Here is a 24,373-nt window from a genome sequence, read left to right as displayed (position 1 = left end):
CCTAGAACGAGGAGCGGACGATGGCCAAGCGCTGGTTGATGATAGTAGCCGCGCTGACGCTCGGCGGGGCGGCGGCACCGCAGGCCGCGCCATCCGCGCTGTTGCTGCGCCCCACCGCGGTGTTCGACGGCGTCGATGGCACGCTGCACGAGGGCTGGCAGGTGCTGGTGCGCGGCGATCGCATCGTCGCGGTCGGCCCCGATCTGCCAGCGCCGGCAGATGCGCGCGTCATCGACCTGGCCGGCGACACGCTCATGCCCGGCATGATCGAGGGCCACGGCCACCTGTTCCTGCACCCGTATAACGAGGCAAGCTGGGATGATCAGGTGCTGCACGAATCGCTGGCGCTGCGCACCGCGCGCGCCGTTGCCCATGCCCGCGCGACACTGCGTGCCGGGTTCACCAGCCTGCGCGATCTCGGCACCGAAGGCGCCGGCTATGCCGATGTCGGGCTGAAGGCGGCGATCGACCAGGGCGTGGTCGAAGGGCCGCGGCTGAGCGTCGCGACCCGCGCGATCGTCGCGCTGGGTGCTTATGGCCCCAAAGGGTTCGAGCCCGGCGTGGACATCCCGCAAGGTGCCGAAGAAGTCTCCGGTACCGACCAGATGGTCGCTGCGGTGCGCCGGCAGATCGCGGCCGGTGCGGATTGGGTGAAGCTCTATGCCGATTATCGCTGGCGCCCCGGCGAGGCGGCGCGGGCCACTCTGAGCCTGGAGGAGATGCAGGCCGCGGTCGCTGCTGCGCATGATGCAGGCCGTCCGGTTGCCGTCCACGCATCGACCCCTGAGGGTATGCGCCGGGCGATCGCGGCGGGCGTCGATACGATCGAACACGGCTATGGCGGTACGGCGGCCGTCTTCGCGGCGATGGCGGCGAAGGGGATTGCGCTGTGTCCGACGCTGGCGGCGGCCGATGCGAGTGCACGCTATCGCGGTTGGACGGGAACGGAACCGGCGCCGACCGCGGTGCGCCAGAGCCGCGAAAGCCTGCGGCTGGCGCGCGCTGCCGGGGTGCCGATCTGCATGGGTGGCGACGTCGGCGTCTATGCCCATGGCACCAACGCGCGGGAGATGGAGCTGATGGCCGCTGCCGGCATGACGCCCGGTCAAGTGCTGATCGCGGCGACCTCCGCCAATGCCCGCTGGATGCGCCAGGGCGACCGGCTGGGCGCGGTGAAGCCGGGGATGACCGCCGACCTGGTCGCGGTCGCCGGCGACCCGACCGCCGACCTGCAGGCGCTGCGACGCGTGCGGCTGGTCGTGAAGAACGGCGCGGTCGTCGCGCCCTGAGGGATGCCGTCGGATTAAGCGGGCCCCCAAGGGCCGAAGCGGTGTCGACCGACAGGAGCGAAGGCCACGGCCCCGGCCTTCGCCGAAGCCCCTGGGGGCGGGGTCTTACGTCGGCTGGAGGGTATTCGCGATCTGCGGTGCGACGCGCGCGACGATTGCATCGATGCCCTTGGGATTGGGATGGATGCGGTCGGGCAGCATCAACTGCCGGTCGGTCACGACGCCGTCGAGGAAGAAGGGATAGAGGCCGGCGTCGTAGCGCTTGGCCAGCTCGCCGTAGATCGCGTTGAAGGCCCGCGAGTACTCGGGTCCCATATTGGGCGCGGCGATCATGCCGGTCAGGAAGATGGGGATGCCGCGGCGCTTCAGTTCCTCGCAGATCGCGGTCAGGTTCGCGCGGGTTTCGGCCGGATCGATGCCGCGCAGCATGTCGTTGCCGCCCAGATTGACCATCACCAGGTCGGGCTTGCGCGGCAGACCGTCGAGGCTGAAGGCCAACCGTCGACGCCCGGCCGCAGTGGTGTCGCCCGACACGCCGGCGTTGCGCACGGTGGCAGCGATGCCGCGATCCTTCAACGCCTGCTCGAGTCGGGCCGGAAAGCTCTGCTGCGGCAGCACGCCGTACCCGGCGTACAGGCTGTCGCCGAACGCCACGACCAGCTTGCCGTCGGCAACAGGGGCGCTGGCATTTGCGGCGGGCGTGGGGGACACCGCGTCGGGAGCGTTTTGCGCGGCATTCTCAGGCGAGCACGCCGCCAGCCCTTGGAGGAGCAGCATCGCGCCCGCATATGGGGCAAGCCGGTTGGACAAGGACGTCGTCTCCACACATGTCGAAGGATCTGGGCACGGATATCGCAATCCGCGCACGCAATGTCACCCTGACGCTCGGCACGCGGGCGGCGCCGACGACGATTCTCAAGGGAATCGACCTGGACATCGCCGCCGGCAGCAGCGTCGCGATCCTGGGGCCATCGGGGTCGGGCAAGTCGTCGCTGATGGCGATCCTGTCCGGACTGGAGCGCGCGAGCGGCGGTACGGTGGAGGTGGCGGGCGTCGCCTATGCCGACCTCGACGAGGACGGACTTGCCAGAGCGCGACGCGGCCGCGTCGGGATCGTGCTCCAGGCGTTCCACCTGCTGCCGACGATGACTGCGCTGGAAAACGTCGCAGTGCCGCTGGAGCTGGCCGGGGTCGATGACCCCTTCGCGCGCGCTGCGGCCGAACTGGAGGCGGTCGGGCTTGGCCATCGGCTGACCCATTATCCGGTGCAATTGTCCGGCGGCGAGCAGCAGCGCGTCGCGATCGCACGCGCGGTCGCGGGTGGGCCGAAGATCCTGTTCGCCGATGAACCGACCGGCAATCTGGACGGCGCGACCAGCGGAACGATCGTCGATCTGTTGTTCGAGCGTCGCCGCGCGGCCGGCGCGACGCTCGTCATCATCACCCACGACCCATCGCTCGCCGACCGTTGCGACCGGGTCCTGACGATGCGCGACGGGCTGATCGTCGCGGACTGCGCGGGCTCGTAATGGCGACCGACGCCCGCCTCGACTGGCGCCGCTGCTGGCAGATCGCGCGTCGCGACCTGCATGCGGGCTTCCGGGGCCTGCGCCTGCTGGTCATCTGTCTGTTCCTGGGCGTGTCGACGCTGGCGGCGATCGGCAGCCTGACCGCGTCGATCACCTCCGAACTGGCATCGCGCGGGCACGGGCTGCTGGGCGGCGATGTCGAAGTCGGAATGACCCAGCGTCAGGCGTCGGCGGCCGAACATGCCGCCCTTGCCCGATTGGGGACGGTCAGCGACACCATTCGTACCCGCGCGATGGCCAGGCGTACGGTGCCGCGCGCCGGCACGCCCGACGCGGTCCTGACCGAACTGAAGGGCGTCGATACGCGCTACCCGCTCTACGGCACGCTGACGCTCGCGACCGGGCGCTATCGTCCGCTCGCGCCCGACGCCGTGGTGATCGGCCGCCCGCTCGCCGAACGCCTGTTGCTGCGCGTCGGCGACCGGCTGCGCTATGGCGAAGCGGACTTTCGGGTCGCCGGGGTCATCGCCGACGAGCCCGACCGGGTGGGGGAGGGCTTCACGCTCGGCCCCGTCGCGATCGTTTCGCTGGACGGAATGGCGCGCACCGGCCTGCTTCAGCCCGGCGCGCTGTTCGAAACGAAATACCGCATCCGCCTGGCCCCCGACGTCGCGCCGAAGGCGGCGATCGACCGGTTGAAGGCGCAGTTCCCGGCGGCGGGCTGGGAATATAAGGATCGTGACCGTGCGGCGCCGGGGGCGGTGCGCTTCTTCGAGCGTATGGGGCAATTCCTGTCGCTGATCGGCCTCGCGGCGCTGGTCATCGCCGGCATCGGGGTCAGCAACGGCGTCGCATCCTATCTGGCGCAGAAGCGCGCCAGCATCGCCACGTTGAAGATTTTGGGCGCCGCGTCCGGCGATATCGCGCGCATCTACCTGCTTCAGATCGGCGCGGCGGCGCTGGTCGCGGTTGCGGCAGGACTGATCGTCGGGGCGCTGTTGCCGATCGTCTTCGTAACGCTGGTCGGCGACCTGCTGCCCGTCGCGCCGGGGCTGGGATTGTTTCCGGTGCCGCTGGCAACGAGTGCGGCATATGGCGTGCTGATCGCCCTTGCCTTCGCCCTGCCGCCGCTCGCCCGGGCGCGGACCCATCCGGCCGCAGCGCAGCTACGCAGCGGCGTCGAACAGGATGGGCGGATCGATCGGCGGACGCTGGCGGGCGTCGCCGCGGCGGGGCTGGCGATCGTCGCGCTGGCGCTCGCCACCGCGCGCGAACCCGTGTTTGCCGCCGCCGTGCTGGGCGCCGTCGGGGCGGTGTTGCTCGTCCTGCTCGCGCTCGGCACGCTCATCCGCCGGATCGCCGCGCGCCTGCCGCGCCCGCGCCGGCCGCTCGTCCGGCTGGCGCTTGCCAACCTCCACCGGCCTGGGGCGCAGACCGTTGCCCTCGTCATCGCGCTGGGTCTGGCGCTCACCCTGTTCGTCGCGCTGGCGGGCATTCAGACCAGCTTGAATCGCGAGATCCGCCGCGTCGTGCCCGAACGTGCGCCGAACCAGTTCGTGCTCGATATCCCGTCGGAGGATCGTGCCCGTTTCGTCACGGTGGTGCGTGGGGAGGCCCCGGAGGCAAAGCTCAACATCGTCCCCTCGTTGCGCGGCACGATCACCGCCTATGGCAAGCAGCGCGTCGCGGACCTGACGCAGTTGCCCGATGGCGCGTGGTTCCTGCGCGGCGAGCGCGGGGTGACCTATGCCGATACCCTGCCGCCGGGCAGCGAGCTGGTCGCCGGGCAATGGTGGCCACGCGACTATGCCGGCCCGCCGCTCGTTTCGCTCGACCGCGATGCGGCGCGCGTGCTGGGCGTGCGCGTCGGCGACACGCTGACCGTCAGCATCCTGGGGCGCGAGATCGAGGCGCGGATCGCCTCGCTGCGCCAGGTCAATTGGGACACGATGGGGTTCAACTATGTCCTCGTCTTCTCGCCCGTCACCCTCGCCAGCGCGCCGCACAGCCTGACCTCGACCATCGACATCGATCCGGCCCACGAAGGACCGGTGTCGCGCGCGCTGCTCGCCGCCTTCCCCTCGGCCTCGATCATCGCGGTCAGCGAGGTGCTGGGGCAGGTGACGACGATCCTCGACCAAATGACCACCGCAATCCTGATTGCCGCATCAGTCGCGATCCTTGCCGGCATCGCGGTGCTGATCGGCGCGATCGCCGCGGCGCGGCAGGCGCGCATCTACGACAGCGTGGTGCTGAAGACGCTGGGCGCCACGCGGCGACAGATACTGGCGGCGCAGGCCATCGAATATGCGCTGCTCGCCCTGGTCCTCGGTGCGCTCGCGCTGGGGCTGGGCACGCTGGCGGCGTGGTACGTCATCACCGGCGTCTTCGATTTCCGCTGGTCGCCGGACTGGTGGACGGTGCTGGCCACACTGGGGGTGGGGACGGTGACGACGCTGGGAATTGGTCTCGCCAGTTCGGTTCCGGTGCTATCGGCGTCGCCAGCCACGGCACTGCGGCGGCTTTGAAGTTCCAAACCATCCCGTGCTCCGGCCTGCACCGGAGCACGAATTGGTCATCACCCCAGTGCGCGTTCGCCATGTTGCAGGATGGCGGGGATGACCAGATCCTCCTCGTCTGCCAGATGTGCGAGCAGCAGGTCGACGAACGCCTGCATCTGCACCGCATAGCCATCGACCGCGCGCGCGGCGTCGGGGCCGGGAAGCGCCTGGATTAACGCCCGCGCGCGTTCGACCGTCGCGACCAGCCCTTCGTGGATCAGCACATGGTCATGCTCCAGCAGGTCGAAACCGATCACCAGTCGCGCGTCGAGTTGTCTGAACTTCGGGAAATAGGCGTGGTCCTCAATCCGGTGATGCTGGTCGAGGTGCTGGAGGAAGTGGTTCAGCCCGCTGACGAAGCCCTGCTGGAAGCGGGCGGCGTCAATCTTACGTGCGCGAAAGGCGTCGACGATCCGCGAGACGTTTGCGCCTTCCTGGCGGAGGCTGGCATGGACGTGCAGCCAGAAATCGGCGAGCTGGCCGAAATTGGCGTGGCCGCGCCAGGCGTCCTTGGGAAAGGCGGCGCGCAGCAGTGCAATATCGGCGGGCAGGCCGTTGCGCGCGCCGAGCGCCAGCGTCGGATCGGTCATGCGCCGATCCGGGCGAGCAGATCATCCTCGGCGACGATTTCGATGCCGACGCCCGTATCGCGCAGCTCCTCCGCGCGTCGGTAGGTCGCATGCGCGTGGAAGAAGCGGCCGAACGGCTGCGCGTTGCTGATGACGAGCATGGTCGACGTCGTTCCTACCGAAGCGACGATCCGCGCGCCGTGGCCCGCCAGGCGATAGGCAAGCGCACTGTTTCGAGCGCAGCCAAGCAACGCGATGCGGTGCCCCTTCAGCGGTCCCTCCGGTGCGGCCTGCGGCGCGGTGCCGCCGCGCGGATTGGTCGGCGCCATCCAGCCGGCCAGGTCGACGCCGGTGTGTTCGGACGCGCGAACCACGACCATCCCGGCCGCGCGCGCGTCGCTCAGCGCGTCGTGGTGCTTGTGGCGGATCTTCAGGAACTTGCTGAGTACGTTCAGCCGGTGGCTGGGCAGCTCCGGCCAAGCGCGCTTGGCGACGCGCACGCTGTCGAGCCACGTCGCCTCGATCAGGGGCAGGCCATGCGCGCGGCAGGCGGCGGCCAGCGCCCCCTTGTCGAACAGCGAATGCGCGACCGTCACGCGCCCCGACAGATGACCGCTGACGACGGCGTGGACGTCGGCGAAGGTCGGCTTGCCCGCGACATGATCGCAGGTGATGCCGTGGATGCGCGTGTTGAACGACGAAAACTCGTCGCACGGGTCGAGCAACGTTTCGTATGCGAACACTTCCGCCCCGTCGCGGAAGCCGACGATGCCGATCTGGCAGATGCTGCTGACGCGCGAACAGGCGGTTTCGACATCGATGACGACGAAGTCGACATTAGGAACGGTAGCCACGGCCGGAACATAGCATGTCCGGCCGCAACTTTCCGCACAAGATTTAGCCCATCGATGCGATGTCGATGACGAAGCGATATTTCACGTCCGACTTCAGCATGCGTTCGAATGCCATCTCGATCTCGTCGGCGCGGATCATCTCGATATCGGCGGTGATGCCGTGCTCGGCGCAGAAATCGAGCATCTCCTGCGTCTCGGCGATGCCGCCGATCAGCGAGCCGGCAATGCTGCGCCGCTTGAAGATCAGATTGGCGATGTTGGGCGAGGGGTGGGCATGTTCGGGTACGCCGACCAACGTCAGCGTCCCGTCGCGCTTGAGCAGGCCCGTCAGCGCGTCGAGGTCGTGGCTGGCGGCGACCGTGTCCAGGATGAAGTCGAAGCTGTTCGCGTGCGCCGCCATTTCATCGGCGTTGCGCGACACGATCACTTCGTCCGCACCCAGCGCCAGCGCGTCGGCGCGCTTGCTCTCCGACGTGGTGAAGGCGACGACATAGGCGCCCATCGCATGCGCCAGCTTCACGCCCATGTGGCCGAGACCACCGATGCCGACGATCCCGACCTTCTTGTCCGGGCCGATGTTCCAGTGGCGCAGTGGCGAATAGGTGGTGATGCCGGCGCACAGCAGCGGCGCGACCGCAGCGAGATCCTGTTCGTCATGGCCGATTTTCAGCACGAACGCGTCCTTGACGACGATGCGCTGCGAATAGCCGCCGAGCGTGTGGCCCGGTGCGTCCTCGGTCGGACCATTGTAGGTGCCGACGAAGCCGGTCTCGCAATATTGCTCCAGGCCGTCCTCGCACGATGGGCAGCTCTGGCAGCTGTCGACCATGCAGCCGACGCCGACGATGTCGCCGACCGCGAACTTCGTCACTCCGTCGCCGACCGCACTGACGCGCCCGACGATCTCATGTCCCGGTACGCAGGGGTAGAGCGTGCCTTGCCATTCGGAGCGGACCTGGTGGAGATCGCTATGGCAGACGCCGCAATAGAGGATGTCGATCTGCACGTCGTCGGCACGAGGTTCGCGCCGCTCGATCGTCATCGGCGCGACGGGCTGATCGGCGGCTGGGGCGCCATAGGCGAGGGTGGCCATGAATAATCCTCTGGTCATGTGCGAAAAGACGGTGGCGTCCGGACCGGCCGGACTCCTACCGCGGCGAAACGGGCAGGACAGGCGACGGGCCGGTGCGCCGGACGGTGGCGGTGAAGGTTGTGACCGCCATTTGGGACGTGTGGTGCCCTGCGACAAGGGACGGACCGCCGGCCCGCAGTAGCCCGGCCTCGACCGCGCAGGCTGAACAGGGCACAAGCCCGTTCAGGCGTCACGCGAGTCCGAAAGGCTGGAGCGATTTTTCACCTGTTCTTCGCGTTGCCCTGCGTGCTGGTCGTCGCTCGCTGGCTGTGGCCGCTGACGCTGGCGCTGCCCGTCAAGCTGATCGTCCTGCTCCTCCTGCTTGGCGCGTCGCAATTTCATTTGTGGAGCCGGCTGTCGTCGGGGTCCGTCTTCGCCCCTGAATTCCCGCGCGCGATCGTCATCGCCTTCAACTGGGCGTTCGGGGCGATCCTGTTGCTGGCGGCGCTGCAACTGCTGATCGACATCGGTGCGCTGGGGGCCGCGCTGGTGCGGCGCGAGAGCGTCGCGGTGCCGGACGGCGTGCGCTATGCGATCGGCGGCGTCGCGACGCTGTTGTCGGCGGTCGCGGTGGCGAACGCGTTGCGGGTGCCGCCGATCAGGGACGTGGAAATCGCGATCCCCGGCCTGCCGAGCCAATTCGATGGCTATCGGCTGATCCAGCTGACCGACCTGCATATCAGCAAGCTGTTTCCGCAGCGCTGGGCGCGGGCTTTGGTCGATCGCACGAATACCGCAGGCGCCGACCTGATCGTCGTGACCGGGGACTTCATCGACGGATCGGTCGCGATGCGACGCGCCGACGTCGCTCCACTCGCCGATCTGCGCGCGCCGGACGGCGTCTATGCGATCCCGGGCAATCACGAATATTTCTTCGATTATGCATCGTGGATGCGGCATCTGGCCGGCATGGGCATCGTCATGTTGCCCAACGCGCATCACGTGCTGGAGCGGGGCGGTGGACGGCTGGTGCTGGCCGGTGTCACCGACCTGTCGGCGCCGAGCGTCGGCCAGCCGGGTCCCGACCTGGCTGCCGCCCTTGCCGGGGCACCGGCCGGCGTGCCGGTCGTCCTGCTCGATCACCAGCCGCGCGAGGCGCGCAGGGCCGCCGCGGCGGGCGTCGCGCTGCAACTGTCCGGGCATACCCATGGCGGGATGATCGTCGGCCTCGACCGTCTGGTCGTTCCGGCGAACAAAGGGTTCGTTTCGGGGCGTTATGCGGTTGGGGGGATGACGCTGTACGTCAACAACGGCACGGCGCTGTGGCCAGGCTTCGCGCTGCGACTGGGGCGGCCGTCCGAGCTTACGCGGATCACTCTGCGACGGAGGTAAACCCAACAGCCGTCATCCCCGCGGATGCGGGGATCAAAAATCGCTGAATGCAGTGAGACCCACGACGCCCAGCCAGAACTTATCCCCGCCTCCGCGGGGATGACGACGTTGGTATTCTACTCCGCTGCCAATCCCCGCCGCAGCATTGCTGCCACCGTCGCCGCCACATCCTCCGCGGGCACGTCGGCATCCCACACGCCGTAGCGCAGCCCCAGGAACACGTTCATCCCCATGATCGCCCAGGCGTGAACTTCGCCCACGTCGGCGCGCAGCTCGCCACGATCGGCGGCAGCGGTCAGTCGCTGGCGGATGCGCTCGGCGGTGGTCGCATAGTGGCGGCGGAAGCTGTCGGGATCGACGAATTCGGATTCGTCGATGATGCGATAGATTTCCTTGTGGTCGCGCACGAACGCCAGGAAGCCGGCGAGCCCTGCACGTTCGCCGTCGATGCCATCCTTCGCCGCGCGAATGCCAGGCGCGACATGATCGCGGACCTGCCCTGACATATGCGCGACCAGCGCGCGGAACACGGCGTCCTTCGAATCGAAATAAGTGTAGAAGCTGCCCAGCGCGACGCCGGCGCGGCGAGTGATGTCGCTGATCGACGCATCGTGGAAACCCCGTTCGCCGAACTCCTGCGCCGCGGCGTCGAGGATCGCCTGCTGCGTTCGGCGCCCCCGTTCGGTCCGCGGGGCCTTGCCTTCGCCGGCGGCCACGCCGGCGTCGATCGATGCTGTTGCCGCCGGGACACGCCGCGCTGCCATCCGGACATTCTCCCCCAAAATCCCAAGTTGAAACCTGGTTCAACTTTCAGTAGGACGGTCGTCGACCATGCGCAACCCCGCCCATTGAACGGGCGAGGGGCGCATCAAAAGGGGAGGAATGCATGATCCGCACCGTCACGTCCCTGCGCGCCGCGCTCGCCATCGGCGCCAGCGTCGCTGCACTCGCCGCCACGCCGGCGATGGCGCAGGATAGCACGCAGCCGCAGACTGAAGCCGAAGCCGCCGAGAACAGCGGCGACATCATCGTCACCGCGCGCCGTCGCGAGGAAACTCTGCGCGACGTGCCGATCGCGGTCACTGCCTTCACCGGCGCGCAGCTGGAAGCCGCCGGCGCGATCGACATCACCGACATCGCCGCGACCACCCCGAACGTGACGCTGGAAGTGTCGCGCGGCACGAACTCGACGCTCAGCGCCTTCATCCGCGGCGTCGGCCAGCAGGATCCGGTCGGTGGTTTCGAAGCCGGCGTCGGCATCTATCTCGACGACGTCTACCTCAACCGCCCGCAGGCCGCGGTCATGGACATCTATGATGTCGAGCGCATCGAAGTGCTGCGCGGACCGCAGGGCACGCTCTACGGCCGCAACACCATCGGCGGCGCGGTGAAATATGTCACGCGCCGGCTGGGCGACGACCCGACGATCATGGCGAAGGGCACCTATGGCTCGTACAACCAGATCGACGGCGTGCTGTCGGGCAGCGTGCCGCTGGGCGACAGCGGGTTCAAGATCGGGGCTGCGGTTGCGCGGCTGACCCGCGACGGATTCGGTGAGAATCTGACCACGGGTCTCGAAAACTATAACAAGGACATTTGGGCGGCACGCGGTACGCTGCAGTTCGAACCGTCATCGGACGCGTTCTTCCGCCTGTCGGGGGATTACACGCTCGACAAGTCGGCCCCGCGCGGCGGCCACCGCCTGATCCCGGGCATCGTCAGTGGTACGCCGGTACTGGCCGACGTCTATGACAGCCGCGGCGCGCTGGTCACCCCGACCCAGCGGGTAAAGGCATACGGCGGATCGTTCTTCGCCGAATTGCGTCCTGCGAACTGGCTGACGTTCCGCTCGATCACCGGCTATCGCAAGGACGACACCGCGACCCCGATCGACTTCGATGCGTTGCCCGCGGTCCAGGTCGATGTCCCGAGCCTCTACAACAACGAACAGTTCAGCCAGGAAGCGCAACTGCTGGTCAACACCGGCGGGCTGTCGCTGCTGACCGGCCTGTACTACCTCGACGCCAAGGCGCGGACCGTGTTCGACGTGCGCCTGCCCGGCGGCGTCACCGCGCTGACCTTCGGCGACGTGAAGACCGATACCGTCGCGATCTTCGGCGACGCGACCTACGATTTCACCCCGCAGATCAGCGTATCGGTCGGCGGTCGCTACACGTGGGACAACCGCAAGGCGCAGGTCCTGCGTCAGACCTTCCTGGGCGGCGGATCGCCGTTCTTCGGTGGCGCGGGCACGTTGTTCGCGACGACGTCGGACTTCCGCGGCGATGGCTCGTTCAGCAAGTTCACGCCGCGCGCCTCGGTCAGTTTCAAGCCGACGCCGGACCACAATATCTACGCGTCCTATTCGAAGGGATTCAAGGGCGGCGGGTTCGATCCGCGCGGCCAGTCGACCGCCTGCCGGACCCCGGCCGGCGCAACCTGCACGCCCCAGCAGGTGTACGACTTCTTGTCCTTCGACCCCGAAACCGTCGACAGCTACGAAGTCGGCTACAAGGCGAGCGTCTTCGACAATCGCCTGAACTTCGCGCTGGCCGCCTTCCACGCCGCGTACAAGGACGTGCAGGTGCCCGGCTCGATCGGCACGACGATCAACGGTCAGCAGACTTTCATCGGCGTGACGACCAACGCCGGCCGCGCACGGATCAACGGCCTGGAAGCCGAAGTGAACGCGACCCTGGCGCGCGATTTCGCGGGCGCCGGCAGCCGCGTGACCCTGTCGGGCACCGGCGGCTACCTCGATGCGAAATACACGCAGTTCATCGACAGCCGCGGCATCGACGTCGCCAATCGTCGCCGCATCCAGAACACCCCGGACTGGACCGCCAGCGGTACGCTCGCCGCCTCGCTGCCGGCGGGCGACGGCACGCTCGGCGCGTCGACGACGGTCAGCTATCGCAGTGCCAGCCAGCAGTTCGAGCTGCGCACGCCGATGCTCGATCAGCCGGCCTATACGCTGTGGGATGCGAACCTGACGTACGACATCAACCGCAACCTGACGGTGGGCCTGCATGGCCGCAACCTGACGGACAAGCGCTACATCGTGTCGGGCTACAACTTCCTGGCGCAGAATCCGGATACCGGCGAGTTCATCCGCACTGCGACCGGCGCCTACAGCCCGACGCTGGGCACCGAAGGCGTGCTGACCGCCTACTACGGCAACCCGCGGCAGATCCTGTTCTCGGTGACGGCGCGGTATTGAGTGGACGGGGGGCGGAGGATCGTCCGCCCCCCGTTTGCGCTCCGCGCGTCGGATCCCGTCGAAGGAATACGTCGATGGGGGCTGGTCGAAGCGCCGTACTGCGATACACTCGGGCCGATATGACGACGCGAAGTATGATGCTTCGACGCGGTCGGCACGAACGGGGGAGAGGTTAGCGTGACCATTCAAGCGGAACAGGCCGCCCCACCCACCCGCCGCTACGCCAACACCGTGCTGGCGATGCTGCTGCTGGTCTACACCTTCAACTTCCTCGACCGGCAGATCCTCGGCATCCTGGCGCAGCCGATCAAGGCGGACCTGGGATTGACCGACGCCCAATTTGGTGCGGTCGGCGGGCTGGCCTTCGCGATCCTGTATTCGGTGCTGGGCGTCCCGCTTGCGTTTCTGGCGGATCGGACGAGCCGCAGCGGTGTCATCGCCGGATCGCTGGCGGTGTGGAGCGGCTTTACCGCACTGTGCGGCATCGCGACGGGCTATTGGCAGCTGTTCCTTTTCCGGCTGGGGGTCGGGGTGGGCGAGGCCGGTGGCGTTGCACCGTCCTATGCGCTGATCGCGGACTATTTCCCACCCGAACGGCGCGCACGCGCGCTCGCCATCTACTCGCTCGGCGTGCCCGTCGGGCTCGCCTGCGGAACGCTGCTCGGTGCCTATATCGCGGCGCTGGTCGACTGGCGTACCGCATTCATCACCATGGGTGTGCTCGGCATCGTCCTGGCGCCGATTTTCAAGCTGGTGGTGAAGGACGTGCCAAAGGCGCCGTCGACCACGGCAAGCGCCCCTGTAGGTCAGACCTTTACCATCCTGTCGCGCAAGCCCGCCTTCTGGCTGATGGCCGTCGCCGCCGGGTGCAGCTCGCTGTGCGGCTACGGCCTCGCCTTGTGGACGCCGTCGGTCCTCATGCGCAGCTTCGGTTTCGATCTCATCACGACCGGGCAGTTCATGGGCTCGATCCTGCTGATCGGCGGGACGGCGGGGGTCTTTGCCGGTGGGTGGTTCGCCGACCGCCTGGGGGCGGGGGACCGCGGCTGGTATGCGAAGCTGCCGACGATCGCCTGGGCGATCACCGTGCCAACCTTCGCTTTCGGGCTGCTCAGCCCATCGCCCGCACTTGCGTGGCCGCTGCTTCTGATCCCGAACGCGATGAACATTCTGTGGCTCGGCCCGGTGACCACCGCGGTCCAGCACCTTGTGCCGCGACACATGCGCGCGACGGCGTCCGGCAGCTTCCTGCTCATCAACAACCTGATCGGCCTGGGCGTCGGGCCGCTGTTGATGGGCACCCTGTCGGACATGCTCAAATCGACCTATGGCGTCGATTCGCTACGCTATGCGGCAGTCGGCTGCCTTCTTTTCTATGCGATCGCAGCGCTGCTGATGACGCTGGCAATCAGGCCGCTCCGGCGAGATTGGGTGGAGGACGCGGTATAGGACGGTAAGGCGGCGCGCCGCTATGCTCACCGCTCCCGGGTCGCCGCGAACGTCACCTTCGGATAGCGATCGGCGATATACCCGACCTCCCACGCGCTCTTCGCCAGGAACACCGGGTTGCCGTCGCGGTCTTTCGCCATGGCGCCCTTGTTCTGGTCCATGAACGTCTTCACCTCGCCCGCTTCGCCGCCGAGCCAGCGGGCGGTGTCATAGGGGGAGGGCTCAAGCCCCGCGGCGACCTTGTACTCCGCGTCCAGGCGCGAAAGCAGTACGTCGAGCTGCAATTGCCCGACGACGCCGATGATCCAGTTCGACCCGATCTCGGGATAGAATACCTGGATCACGCCCTCTTCGCTGAGGTCGTCGAGCGCCTTGCGCAGCTGCTTGGTCTTGGTCGGATCCTTCAGCGCCACGCGACGCAGGATTTCGGGCGCGAAGTTGGGCAGGCCGGTGAAGCGCACGCCCGGCTTTTCCGCCAGCGTGTCGCCGACGCGCAGCGTGCCGTGGTTGGGGATGCCGATGATGTCGCCCGGATACGCCTCGTCCGCGACTTCGCGTTGCTGGGCGAAGAACAGGATCGGCGAATGCACCGCGATCGGCTTGCCGTGGCCGGTCGGCGTCAGCTTCATCCCGCGCTTGAACGTCCCCGACACCAGCCGCATGAAGGCGATGCGGTCGCGGTGATTGGGGTCCATGTTGGCCTGGACCTTGAACACGAAGCCGGTGACGTCAGGGTGTTCGGGCGCCACCGGTGCAGGTTCGGCGGGCAGGGCGTGCGGGGGCGGGGCGTACTGGGCGATCGCCTCGATCAGCTGGTCGACGCCATATTCGCGCAGCGCGGAGCCGAAGAACACCGGCGTCAGGTCGCCGTTGCGATACGCCTCCACGTCGAATTCGGGATAGCCGGCTTGCGCCAGCTCGACCTCTTCCTGAACCGCCTCGGGCAGCGCATCGGTCGCACCGCCCATGACGTGCAGGCCCTGATAGGTGCCGCCCATGCCGATCGGCCACATCATCGGCGTGACGTCGAGCGCCAGCTTGTCGGCGACCTCGTCGAGCAGTTCGAACGGCGACAGGCCTTCGCGGTCGACCTTGTTGATGAAGGTGATGATCGGCACCGATCGCAGTCGGCAGACCTCGAACAGCTTGCGCGTCTGCGCCTCGATCCCGCGCGCCGCGTCGATGACCATGATCGCGCTGTCGACCGCGGTCAGCGTGCGATAGGTATCCTCGCTGAAATCCTCGTGGCCCGGCGTGTCGAGCAGGTTGAAGGTGATGCCGTCGCGTTCGAACGTCATCACCGACGAGGTGACCGAGATACCGCGCTGCTGCTCGATCTTCATCCAGTCCGACCGCGCGCGCCGAGCGGCACCGCGGGCCTTCACTTCGCCGGCCAGATGGATCGCGCCGCCCTTCAGCAGCAGCTTTTCGGTCAGCGTCGTCTTGCCGGCGTCAGGGTGCGAGATGATCGCGAAGGTGCGGCGGGGGGAGGTCATGCAAAGCCCTACACTATCCATCGTCATGCCCGCGAAGGCGGGCACAAATTCCGGCTGAATCAGCAGAAGCGCGATGGCAGGATGAATTTATTCCCGCCTACGCGGGAATGACGTGTGGGGAAAGGGTCAGGCGGTGAGCGTCACCGACATCCGAAACTCGCGCTGTTCACCCGGCGCGAGGCGCTGGATGCCGGGCTTGTCCCAGATCTCACCGGTGAAGCCCGCCGGGTCGGCCTCGCCCCACCACGGCTCGACGCAGATATAGGCAGCGCCGGGCTTGGTCCAGATGCCGAGTTCAGGCGCCTCCCAATCGATCCGCAGACCCGGCCGACCCTCGACGCCGTAGGTCAGCCCGCGCGATTCGACCGGCGACCAGATCAGCGCATCGTCGACGAACAGGTCGTCGCGTAGGTGCAGGACAGTGTCGTCGAGCGAACTCGCGCGTTTACCTGCGATCAGGCCATCGGGCGACAATTCGCTGATTGCACCGGGCTCCGCCACGTCGAAGATCATGCGATGGTCGGTCTTTGCGCCACCATAAGGCAGCGGCCACGCGAAGGCGGGATGGTAGCCGAAGCTTGCCGGCAGGTCGCGGTCGCCGGGGTTGGAGAGAGTCGTCGTGATTCGCAGAGTCGCGGCCTCGATCCGGAAATCGACCGTCAGTGCGAAGTCGAACGGATAGCTCTCGCGCGTCGCGTCGGACGCCTCCAGCCGGAAGGTCGCGCGGTCGTCGTCGACGCCGACCACCTCGAACGTCGAACGGCGTGCAAAGCCATGTTTACCGAGCGTATAGTCCTTGCCGTCCAGCCGATAGCGATCCCCCGCCACCGCGCCGACGATCGGGAACAGGATCGGCGCACGGCCCGTCCAATACGCCGGGTCGGCATTCGTCATCAGCTCCGCCCCGTCGCCGTCGATCAGCGACGACAGCTCCGCGCCATAGGAATTGACCGCGGCGCGGAGAGCCTCGGACCCGAAGGAGACCCAGTCCGCCATCACCCCTCCCGATGCACCGCGAAGCCCTGCCACGACTGGTTGGTCGGCATCAGCTCCAGCGTGTTGATATTGAGGTGCGGCGGCAGTGTCGCGACCCACAGCAGCGTGTCGGCGATGTCCTCGCTCGTCATTGGGTTCACGCCGCCGTACAGCTTATCCGACGCCTCCTGGCTGCCGGTACGGACCAGGGTGAATTCGGTCTCGACCATGCCCGGCTCGATCGACGTCACACGTACGCCGGTCCCGTGCAGGTCGGCGCGCAGGTCCAGGCTGAACTGGCGGACGAAGGCCTTGGTGCCGGCATAGACATTGCCGCCGGGATAGGGGTAGGTCGCCGCGACCGACGACAGGTTGATGATCGCACCCTTACGCTGGACGAGCCCCGGCAGCAGCTTGTGCGTGATCGCAACCAGCGCGGTGACGTTGGTGTCGATCATCGTCCGCCAGTTGCTGAGCGACGCCTGCTGCGCGGGCTCCAGTCCCAGCGCGAGGCCGGCGTTGTTGATCAGCAGGTCGATCTCGGCAAACGGACCCTGCAACCCATCGATCGCCGCATCGCGCGCTGCGTCGTCGCGGATGTCGAAGGCGAGCGTATGGACGTTATCCGCCTTCAGCGCCTCCAGCCGATCGGCACGGCGGCCAGTGGCGACGACGTGCCAGCCGGAATCGGCAAACGCCTCGACCGCGGCTTTGCCGATGCCGGAGGTTGCGCCGGTGATGAGGACGGTTGGCATCTTCTACTCCCGATTGTCAGATCGCCCTCACCCGTCCGGCGCGTTCCGCGCCTCCCTCCCTCTCCCGCCGGGAGAGGGAAGGGGCCCGCCGGCGCAGCCGGTGGGAAGGGTGAGGGCGACGTCTTATCCTCTGAGCGTCGCGCCCAATTTCGCCGCCGCGGCGACGACCTTGTCCGCAATCGCCTTCAATTCCTCGTCGGTAAAGCTCTTGGCCCCCGGTTGCAGCGTCACTTCGACGGCCAGGCTGGTCTGGTCGTCCTTGACGAAGCGGTCGAACAGCCGGGCGTCGACGATCGTTCCCTTGTCCGCGCCCTTCACTGCGCGGACGAGGTCGCCGGCCTTCAGCTCAGGCGGCACCAGGAACGCGAAGTCGCGCGTCACCGCCTGCAACGCCGGCGGCGTATAGGCCGGGCGCATGAAGCCGCCCCCCTGGACCTTGGGCTCGCGCTTGGTCGGGATCGCGTCGAGGTAGATCTCCACCGCCGCTACGTCACCCGACAGGTCGAACGCCTTTAGCGTCAGCGGGTGGAGCATGCCGAAGGCGGCGAGCACCGTCTTCGGCCCGAGCCTGAGCGTCGCCGACTGGCCCGGATGCCAGGTGTCACCTGCCTCACCCATGACCTGCAGATTGGCGACCGGCGCCCCGGCCGCTTCGAGCAGCGCCAGCGCCTCGGCCTTAGCATCGAACGCGTCGAAGCCCTTGGCCTTGCCATTCGCCCAGCCACGCGGGCGGGCATCGCCGGCGAGGACAACGCCAAGCGTCAGACGCTCACCATCGGCCAGATAGCGGCGGCCGAGCTCGAACAGGCGAATGCTGGTGGCACCCCGCTTCGTGTTGCGCTCGGCCGCCGCCAGGAGCCCCGGCAGCAGCGAGGGGCGCATGACCTTCATGTCCTCGCTGATCGGGTTGGCGAGCGTCCACGCGCCGCCGCCGAACGCCGCGGCTTCCGCCTCGCTGATGAAGCTCCACGTCACCGCTTCCGACAGCCCACGCGCGGCGGCGGTGCGGCGAACCTTGCGCTCCAGCAACTGGATCGGCGTTGCGGTCGGCGTGGCGACGCCAGGGACGCGCGGCAGCGGGGTCGAGGGCACCTTGTCGAGTCCTTCGATGCGGACGACTTCCTCGACCAGGTCTTCGGCGCCATCGACGTCGCGCCGCCAGGTCGGAACGGTGACCGTCCAGTCGCCGGCGACCGCGAAGCCCAGGCTCTCCAGGATCGCCTTCTGACGCTCCTCGGCCACGGTCAGCCCGCCCAGCCGCTCGACGAGCGTCGGGTCGTAGCTGAGGGTCCTCGGCTCGGTCGGCGGCGTGCCGGCGCGGGTGATGCCGCTCGGCGTGCCGCCGCAGATGTCGAGCACCAGCCGCGTCGCGATGGCGAGGCCGGCGTCGAGGAACGCCGGGTCGACCCCGCGCTCGAACCGCTGGCGCGCGTCGCTCGTCAGTTGCAGCTTCTGCCCCGTCCGCGCGATCGCTTCGGGCGTGAAGTAGGCGCATTCGATGACGACGTCGGTCGTCGTCTCGCTGACGCCCGAATCCTCGCCGCCCATGATGCCACCGATGTCGTGGACTTGGGCACCGTCGGCGATGACGGTCATGCCTTCGCTCAGCGTGTACGTCTTGCCGTTCAGCGCCAGCACCTGCTCACCGGGCATCGCCTTGCGCGCGACGAGCCCGCCGTTGAGCTTCGCCTTGTCATAGACGTGCAGCGGGCGGCCGAGGTCGATCATCACATAATTGGTGATATCGACCAGCGCAGAGATCGGCTTCTGCCCAACCGCCTTCAGCCGCGCCTGCATCCAGTCGGGCGACGCGCTATTGGTCACGCCGCGGACTTCCTGACCGTAGAAGGCGGGGCAGCCTTCGGGATCGTCGGTGCGGACGGCCGGGCCAGGGCCTTCGCCGGGCACATCCTCAATTCCGTCATCCCCGCGGAGGCGGGGATCAATTGTGGCTGAACCCTCGGCGCCTTCGACAGCGCTCAGCGAATTTACCCCCGCCTTCGCGGGGGTGACGGCGGAAAGGTGGCACGCATACACTTCCGCCAGCGGCTTCAGCGTGCCCAATCCCGCCGCCGCCAGATCGCGCGCGATCCCGCGGACGCCCATACAATCCTGGCGGTTCGGCGTGACGCTGATGTCGAAGACGGGATCGTCGAGACCCGCATAATCGGGGAAGGGCGTGCCGACCGGCGCATCGGCCGGCAGCTCGATGATGCCCTCATGTCCCTCGCCGATCTGCAGCTCGCGCGCGGAGCACATCATGCCGCTCGATTCGACGCCCCGGATGGCGGCGACCTTCAGCGTGATGTCGGCGCCCGGCACATAGGCTCCCGGCGGTCCGAACACGCCGACCAGCCCTGCACGCGCGTTCGGCGCGCCGCAGACGACCTGCATCGGCCCGTCGCCGGCATCGACCGACAGCACCTGCAGCTTGTCGGCCTGGGGGTGACGCTCGGCCGACAGCACCTTGGCGACGCGGAACGCCGATAGCGCCGCGCCGGGGTTCTCGACGCCCTCGACCTCCAGGCCCACGCGGGTCAGCGCGTCGGCGACCTCGTCGGTGGTGGCCGTCGTGTCGAGATGCTCTTTGAGCCAGCTCAGGGTGAACTTCATGCGCCGACTCCTCCCGACAGCGTGGGCACGTCGAGGGCGGCGAAGCCGTAATGCTTCAGCCAGCGCAGATCGCCGTCGAAGAACGCGCGCAAGTCATCCATCCCATATTTGAGCATCGCGAGACGATCGATCCCGCAGCCGAAAGCGAAGCCCTGCCATTCGTCGGGGTCGTATCCGCCGGCCGCGATCACCTTGCGGTGGACCATGCCGCTGCCCAGCACTTCCATCCACCCTTCCGCGCCGCCGATCACGCGCTTGCCGTTCTGGATCGAAAAGCCGACGTCGACCTCCGCCGAAGGCTCGGTGAAGGGAAAATAGCTGGGGCGCAGGCGCAGGACGATGTCGTCGCGCTCGAAGAACGCCTTCAGGAACGTCTCGAGCGTCCACTTCAGGTGGCCCATGGTGATGCCCTTGTCGATGACGAGGCCTTCGACCTGGTGGAACATGGGCGTGTGGGTGGCGTCAGAGTCCGAACGATAGGTGCGGCCCGGCGCGATGATGCGCACAGGCTTCGTCCCGCCCGCAGCCTTCATCGCGCGGATCTGCACCGGCGACGTGTGCGTGCGGAGCACCATCCGCGAGGCACCGAGCGCGGCCGGCGGCGAGCCAAGCTCGCCGTCCGACGACGGGCTTTGCCCGTCGCGGTCCGTGCTCGGTCCCTCGCAATAGAAGGTATCGTGCATCGCGCGCGCCGGGTGGGTTTCCGGAATGTTGAGCGCGCTGAAATTATGCCAGTCGTCCTCGATCTCCGGCCCGGTCGCGACGGCGAAGCCGAGGTCGGCGAAGATCTCCGCCAGTTCGTCCATCACCTGGCTGACCGGGTGCACTCCGCCCGTGGTCGGCAGATCGACCGGCAGCGTCATGTCGAGCGTCTCGCCCGCCAGCCGCGCGTCGAGCGCGTCACGCTCCATTGTAGCCTTGCGCGTGGCGATCGCCTCGGTCACCGCTTCGCGCAAGCTATGGATGCGCGGGCCAGTCGCCTGGCGCCCCTCCGGGGTCATGCCGCCCAGCGTCTTGAGCAGGCCGGTCACGGCGCCCTGCTTGCCCAGCGCATGGACACGCACGGCGTCGAGCGCATCGAGGCTACCGGCGGCATCGATGCTGGCGAGCAGATCGGTGCGGAGTTGGTCGAGGTCGGTGGTCACATTGCTATCCTGTCATCCCCGCGGAGGCGGGTTGTCATCCCCGCGGAGGCGGGGATCAATGGTCGCTGAACTTGCGAGAGGCTCGAACCCCAAGCCGATGGCGAGGTCAACCCATTCGGGATTGGTTCGCTCGATCAGATTGAGCTTCCAGTCGCGATTCCAGTGTTTGATGCGCTTTCGCGGGTGATGGCAGACTCCATGTCCCCGTGAAGTTCGTACCAGGCGAGATGGAGAGCGCCTTTCTCGTAGGCCCAGCCTTTAGTGATGCCCGTCCGGTGCCGGTGCAGGCGACCCATCAGGTCGGAGGTTACCCCGGTGTAGAGGTCGCGGCATCGACCGCTGGCGAGAATGTAGACGCACGGCTGCTTATCCATTGCCGAAAACCCCGCGTTCATCCCGTACCAACCACTGTCACCCCCGCGAAGGCGGGGGTAAATTTTGGCTGCCGTCTCGCTTCCTTACCGCAACCAGCGTCAATTTATCCCCGCCTTCGCGGGGATGACGATGGAGAGGAAAGGGCAGGCGCCCCTGAAACGAAAAGGGCGCCGGTGGTTCCCCACCGACGCCCCTTCACGTCACATGCGACAGGCTGCCTTTAGGCCGCCGCCGGCAGCGCCGCCTTCGCCTGCGCGATGATCGCGCTAAACGCGGCGCCTTCGTGCATGGCGATGTCGGCCAGGACCTTCCGGTCGAGTTCGATGCCAGCGAGCTTCAGCCCGTGCATGAACTGCGAATAGGTCAGGCCTTCGGCGCGGACGCCGGCGTTGATGCGCTGGATCCACAGACCACGGAAGGTCCGCTTCTTAACCTTGCGGTCGCGATACGCATACTGGCCGGCCTTTTCGACGGCCTGGCGGGCGATGCGGATCGTGTTCTTGCGACGGCCGTAATAGCCCTTCGCCTGGTCCAGAATCCGCTTGTGCTTCAGACGGGTGGTAACACCACGCTTCACTCGTGCCATGTGTCAGGCTCCCTTAGCGCAGGCCGTACGGCGCCCACTGGCGCACGTGTGCCACATCGGCATCGGCGAGCACCGAGGTGCCCCGGTTCTGGCGGATGTACTTCGCGTTGTGCGAGATCAGGCGGTGGCGCTTGCCCGCGACACCGTGCTTGACCTTGCCGGTGGCGGTGAACTTGAAGCGCTTCTTCACCCCACTCTTGGTCTTGAGCTTGGGCATTTTCGTCCTTTCGTTCGGGCGATTTTCGAACAGCCCTGGCAGCCCACACTGGCCAGGCCATTCCGTATTTCAAATCGCGGAAGACGGCGCCCCTAGCTCAAGGCTCGCTCGAATGCAACCGCGGGGAACCCCGGCGGTCCCTGCGGATTGAACCGTTCCATGGCCGATACGACAGCGCCCCGTCTGCCGATCCGGGCACCGCTTGCGGCTGCGCTGTCGGTGCTCGTCTCGAACCTCGGGCTGATCGTGCTCGCCTGGACCATCCTCTACGTCACCAAGGGCCGTTTCCTGCGCCCGACGTTCGAGAGCGTCGTCGGCGGGCTGACCAACCGCGAGGTGCGCGTCGGCGGGGATTTCCAGCTCTATTTCGATCCGTTCGACCTGAAGCTGGTCGCGCAAGAGATGACGATCTCCAACCCGTCCTATGCGACCCGGCCCTATCTGTTCGCCGCCGATTCGATCCACACGCGGATCGCGCCTTTCTCGCTGATCTTTGGCCGCAAACACGCCCGCTTCCTCGATCTGCGCAACGCCGCGATCGACCTGGAGTGGGATCCGCAGCATCGTACCAACACCTGGACGTTCAGCGAGAGCAAGGGGAAGCCTGTCCAGTTTCCGATCATCGACCGCGCGACCGTCGTCGGCACGACGTTGCGGTACAAGGATGCGAAGCTCCAGCTGCTGACCGATCTGAAATTCGAATCGGTCCGTTCCACCGGCACCCGGATCGACGATTCGGTGCGGTTCTCCGGCGACGGCGTGGCGCGGGCGACGCCCTTCACCGTCACCGGCGCGCTGCTGTCGCCGAACGAGACGGCGGCGCGCGGGCGCAACCAGCTGATCCTGCGCGCGCGGGCGGCGGGCAACGTCATCACCGTCGGCGGCACGCTGCCGAGCCTAGCGGATATCGAGGACGTGCCACTGCGCACGACCGCTCGCGGGCCGAACCTGGCGCGGCTGTTGAACATCATCGGCGTCGTCATCCCGGAGACGCGCGACTATCGCCTGTCGTCGAATATGGTGAAGTCGGGCGACGTCTATGCCTTCACCGGGATGCGAGGGACGTTCGGCGACAGCGACCTGTCCGGCAAATTCACTGCGGACGCCAGCGGCGAGCGTCTTCTGATGACCGCCGACCTCGCCACGCGCAGGCTCGACATCGTCGATGCCGCGCCGTTCATCGGCTACAACCCCGATACCGTTGCGACGAAGGGCGCGATCGCCGCGGCGGCGGAGACGGGGGCGGCGCCGGCGCGGCTGCTGCCCGATGCGACCTTCCCGGTGGCGGCGATGCAGCGATTCGATGCGAAGGTCGACTGGACGATCCGCACGGTGCGGTCCCGCAGCATCCCGATCAGCGACGTCAGCGTCCGGGTCGACCTCAATCGCGGGCGTCTTGCGCTGTCGCCCTTCACCTTTGCGATGGCGCGCGGCAATGTCGCGTCGGACATCCTGTTCGATACCCGAGAGCGACCGACCGCGGCGAGTTACGACATCCGCCTCGCGCCGACGCCGCTCGGGCGGTTGCTGGCGGGGTGGGGCGTCGAGGAATCGGGGACGACCGGAACCGTGCGCGGGCGGATCGACCTCGACGGGCGGGGCGACACGATCCACGACACGCTGGCGACCTCGCGCGGGCGGATCGCGTTCGTGCTGCCGGCAGGCAGCTTCTGGACCCGCAATGTCCAGCTGAGCGAACTCGACGTTGGCACCTTCGTCCAGAAGATGTTCGAAGGGCGGCTGAAGGAGCCGGTGCGGATCAACTGTGGCCTCGTCGGCTTCACCGTGCGCCGCGGCGTGGCGGCGGCCGACCCGATCCTGATCGATACGCAGAAGAACGTGATGCTCGGCCGTGGCGGCTTTTCGTTCCGCAACGAATCGATCGACCTCGCCTTCCGCGCGGATTCGAAGAAGTTCAGCCTGTTCGCGGGCCAGTCCCCGGTGCGGATCGGCGGCACCTTCGCGTCGCCGGGCTTCGATGTCATCAGCCCCGAACTCGTCGGCCGCGCGGGCGCAGGACTGGGGCTGGCCGTGGTCGCTACGCCGCTCGCCGGCATCCTGGCGTTCGTCGACGTGGGCGATGCCAAGTCCGCCGACTGCGGCCCGGTCCTGGCCGGCGCCTCGGCCCGCGCGCAACGCACGACCAAGGGCGAACCGCGCGACGACGTGGGGCGGGGCACGACCGCGACGTCGGAGGACGGGAAGCGGACGAAGGGCGAGCGGAAAGAACAGCGGAAGAAGTTTCTGGGGATATTCTAGCGAAGGCGGCCGGCGAT

The 24,373-nt window shown here is 67.6% G+C and carries 20 protein-coding genes; 7 read left to right on the top strand and 13 right to left on the bottom strand.

What is annotated here, in order from left to right:
- The first annotated feature begins 20 nt into the window (after positions 1–20).
- The gene (locus JW805_13465) at positions 21–1,289 is read left to right on the top strand and encodes an amidohydrolase family protein (GenBank protein ID MBN2973027.1); all 1,269 of its coding nucleotides are present in this window, start codon (positions 21–23) and stop codon (positions 1,287–1,289) included.
- 105 nt (positions 1,290–1,394) lie between these two features.
- Here JW805_13465 and JW805_13460 read toward each other — a convergent pair whose 3' ends face one another.
- Positions 1,395–2,066: an arylesterase gene (locus JW805_13460; protein MBN2973026.1), complete on the bottom strand. Its 672-nt coding sequence runs from the start codon at positions 2,064–2,066 to the stop codon at positions 1,395–1,397.
- Positions 2,067–2,077: 11 nt separating this feature from the next.
- Here JW805_13460 and JW805_13455 point away from each other — a divergent pair, with 11 nt between their 5' ends.
- Positions 2,078–2,818 (top strand): ABC transporter ATP-binding protein, encoded by a 741-nt coding sequence (locus tag JW805_13455; GenBank protein ID MBN2973025.1) that lies wholly within the window; start codon positions 2,078–2,080, stop codon positions 2,816–2,818.
- A complete protein-coding gene (locus JW805_13450; GenBank protein MBN2973024.1) occupies positions 2,818–5,346 on the top strand; it encodes an ABC transporter permease in 2,529 nt (842 codons plus the stop codon). The genes JW805_13455 and JW805_13450 overlap by 1 nt, the downstream gene beginning before the upstream one ends.
- A gap of 50 nt (positions 5,347–5,396) precedes the next feature.
- Here JW805_13450 and JW805_13445 read toward each other — a convergent pair whose 3' ends face one another.
- The 3 genes from JW805_13445 to JW805_13435 are packed head-to-tail and all read right to left on the bottom strand — an operon-like array spanning position 5,397 to position 7,895.
- Entirely contained in the window at positions 5,397–5,969 is a 573-nt protein-coding gene (locus tag JW805_13445; GenBank protein MBN2973023.1) for a hemerythrin domain-containing protein, read from the bottom strand.
- A complete protein-coding gene (locus tag JW805_13440; protein ID MBN2973022.1) occupies positions 5,966–6,802 on the bottom strand; it encodes a 3'-5' exonuclease in 837 nt (278 codons plus the stop codon). The genes JW805_13445 and JW805_13440 overlap by 4 nt, the downstream gene beginning before the upstream one ends.
- A 43-nt stretch (positions 6,803–6,845) precedes the next feature.
- Positions 6,846–7,895: an NAD(P)-dependent alcohol dehydrogenase gene (locus JW805_13435; protein ID MBN2973021.1), complete on the bottom strand. Its 1,050-nt coding sequence runs from the start codon at positions 7,893–7,895 to the stop codon at positions 6,846–6,848.
- A 255-nt stretch (positions 7,896–8,150) separates the two neighbouring features.
- On the opposite strand from JW805_13435, the gene JW805_13430 reads away from it, so the two are divergent.
- Positions 8,151–9,266 carry a metallophosphoesterase gene (locus tag JW805_13430; GenBank protein MBN2973020.1) on the top strand — a complete coding sequence of 372 codons (1,116 nt, stop codon included), beginning with the start codon at positions 8,151–8,153 and terminating at the stop codon, positions 9,264–9,266.
- A 116-nt stretch (positions 9,267–9,382) separates the two neighbouring features.
- Here JW805_13430 and JW805_13425 read toward each other — a convergent pair whose 3' ends face one another.
- Positions 9,383–10,030 carry a TetR/AcrR family transcriptional regulator gene (locus JW805_13425; GenBank protein MBN2973019.1) on the bottom strand — a complete coding sequence of 216 codons (648 nt, stop codon included), beginning with the start codon at positions 10,028–10,030 and terminating at the stop codon, positions 9,383–9,385.
- 122 nt (positions 10,031–10,152) lie between these two features.
- On the opposite strand from JW805_13425, the gene JW805_13420 reads away from it, so the two are divergent.
- Both JW805_13420 and JW805_13415 read left to right on the top strand, forming a co-directional pair.
- Positions 10,153–12,486, top strand: coding sequence for a TonB-dependent receptor (locus JW805_13420; GenBank protein MBN2973018.1), 2,334 nt, complete (start codon positions 10,153–10,155; stop codon positions 12,484–12,486).
- Positions 12,487–12,663: 177 nt separating this feature from the next.
- Complete coding sequence (locus JW805_13415) at positions 12,664–13,935, top strand: MFS transporter (protein ID MBN2973017.1); 1,272 nt, start codon at positions 12,664–12,666, stop codon at positions 13,933–13,935.
- A gap of 26 nt (positions 13,936–13,961) precedes the next feature.
- Here the strand turns inward: JW805_13415 and JW805_13410 are convergent, their stop codons facing one another.
- From JW805_13410 to rpmI, 8 genes are all read right to left on the bottom strand, one after another.
- Entirely contained in the window at positions 13,962–15,452 is a 1,491-nt protein-coding gene (locus tag JW805_13410; GenBank protein MBN2973016.1) for a GTP-binding protein, read from the bottom strand.
- Between the two features lie 105 nt (positions 15,453–15,557).
- Positions 15,558–16,427, bottom strand: a complete 870-nt coding sequence (locus JW805_13405; protein ID MBN2973015.1) for an aldose 1-epimerase family protein — start codon at positions 16,425–16,427, stop codon at positions 15,558–15,560.
- Positions 16,427–17,161 (bottom strand): SDR family NAD(P)-dependent oxidoreductase, encoded by a 735-nt coding sequence (locus tag JW805_13400; GenBank protein ID MBN2973014.1) that lies wholly within the window; start codon positions 17,159–17,161, stop codon positions 16,427–16,429. The genes JW805_13405 and JW805_13400 overlap by 1 nt, the downstream gene beginning before the upstream one ends.
- A 123-nt stretch (positions 17,162–17,284) precedes the next feature.
- On the bottom strand, positions 17,285–19,774 hold the full coding sequence (locus JW805_13395; protein MBN2973013.1) for a phenylalanine--tRNA ligase subunit beta: 2,490 nt from the start codon (positions 19,772–19,774) through the stop codon (positions 17,285–17,287).
- Positions 19,771–20,919, bottom strand: a complete 1,149-nt coding sequence (gene pheS / locus JW805_13390; protein ID MBN2973012.1) for a phenylalanine--tRNA ligase subunit alpha — start codon at positions 20,917–20,919, stop codon at positions 19,771–19,773. The genes JW805_13395 and pheS overlap by 4 nt, the downstream gene beginning before the upstream one ends.
- Positions 20,920–21,053: 134 nt before the next feature.
- Entirely contained in the window at positions 21,054–21,293 is a 240-nt protein-coding gene (locus tag JW805_13385; protein MBN2973011.1) for a GIY-YIG nuclease family protein, read from the bottom strand.
- Positions 21,294–21,514: 221 nt separating this feature from the next.
- On the bottom strand, positions 21,515–21,880 hold the full coding sequence (rplT, locus tag JW805_13380; protein MBN2973010.1) for a 50S ribosomal protein L20: 366 nt from the start codon (positions 21,878–21,880) through the stop codon (positions 21,515–21,517).
- A 13-nt stretch (positions 21,881–21,893) separates the two neighbouring features.
- A complete protein-coding gene (gene rpmI, locus JW805_13375) occupies positions 21,894–22,097 on the bottom strand; it encodes a 50S ribosomal protein L35 (GenBank protein MBN2973009.1) in 204 nt (67 codons plus the stop codon).
- A 159-nt stretch (positions 22,098–22,256) separates the two neighbouring features.
- On the opposite strand from rpmI, the gene JW805_13370 reads away from it, so the two are divergent.
- Complete coding sequence (locus JW805_13370) at positions 22,257–24,356, top strand: AsmA family protein (protein ID MBN2973008.1); 2,100 nt, start codon at positions 22,257–22,259, stop codon at positions 24,354–24,356.
- Positions 24,357–24,373 lie beyond the last annotated feature (17 nt).

Origin of the sequence: Roseomonas aeriglobus (assembly GCA_016937575.1) — a bacterium.
GTDB classification, from domain to species: Bacteria; Pseudomonadota; Alphaproteobacteria; order Sphingomonadales; family Sphingomonadaceae; genus Sphingomonas; species Sphingomonas aerigloba.
The sequence above is the reverse complement of the archived record's forward strand: the minus strand, read 5'-3'. Positions and strand labels throughout refer to the sequence as shown.

Bases quoted from the DNA above. Each gene is read 5' to 3' on its own strand.
- JW805_13455 (MBN2973025.1), top strand. From the start codon at position 2,078: ATGGGGCAAGCCGGTTGGACAAGGACGTCGTCTCCACACATGTCGAAG.
- JW805_13385 (MBN2973011.1), bottom strand. From the start codon at position 21,293: ATGGATAAGCAGCCGTGCGTCTACATTCTCGCCAGCGGTCGATGCCGC.
- JW805_13450 (MBN2973024.1), top strand. From the start codon at position 2,818: ATGGCGACCGACGCCCGCCTCGACTGGCGCCGCTGCTGGCAGATCGCG.
- JW805_13405 (MBN2973015.1), bottom strand. From the start codon at position 16,427: ATGGCGGACTGGGTCTCCTTCGGGTCCGAGGCTCTCCGCGCCGCGGTC.
- JW805_13395 (MBN2973013.1), bottom strand. From the start codon at position 19,774: ATGAAGTTCACCCTGAGCTGGCTCAAAGAGCATCTCGACACGACGGCC.
- JW805_13445 (MBN2973023.1), bottom strand. From the start codon at position 5,969: ATGACCGATCCGACGCTGGCGCTCGGCGCGCGCAACGGCCTGCCCGCC.
- JW805_13410 (MBN2973016.1), bottom strand. From the start codon at position 15,452: ATGGATAGTGTAGGGCTTTGCATGACCTCCCCCCGCCGCACCTTCGCG.
- JW805_13435 (MBN2973021.1), bottom strand. From the start codon at position 7,895: ATGGCCACCCTCGCCTATGGCGCCCCAGCCGCCGATCAGCCCGTCGCG.
- JW805_13425 (MBN2973019.1), bottom strand. From the start codon at position 10,030: ATGGCAGCGCGGCGTGTCCCGGCGGCAACAGCATCGATCGACGCCGGC.
- JW805_13370 (MBN2973008.1), top strand. From the start codon at position 22,257: ATGGCCGATACGACAGCGCCCCGTCTGCCGATCCGGGCACCGCTTGCG.
- rplT (MBN2973010.1), bottom strand. From the start codon at position 21,880: ATGGCACGAGTGAAGCGTGGTGTTACCACCCGTCTGAAGCACAAGCGG.
- JW805_13465 (MBN2973027.1), top strand. From the start codon at position 21: ATGGCCAAGCGCTGGTTGATGATAGTAGCCGCGCTGACGCTCGGCGGG.
- JW805_13460 (MBN2973026.1), bottom strand. From the start codon at position 2,066: ATGCTGCTCCTCCAAGGGCTGGCGGCGTGCTCGCCTGAGAATGCCGCG.
- JW805_13400 (MBN2973014.1), bottom strand. From the start codon at position 17,161: ATGCCAACCGTCCTCATCACCGGCGCAACCTCCGGCATCGGCAAAGCC.
- rpmI (MBN2973009.1), bottom strand. From the start codon at position 22,097: ATGCCCAAGCTCAAGACCAAGAGTGGGGTGAAGAAGCGCTTCAAGTTC.
- JW805_13420 (MBN2973018.1), top strand. From the start codon at position 10,153: ATGATCCGCACCGTCACGTCCCTGCGCGCCGCGCTCGCCATCGGCGCC.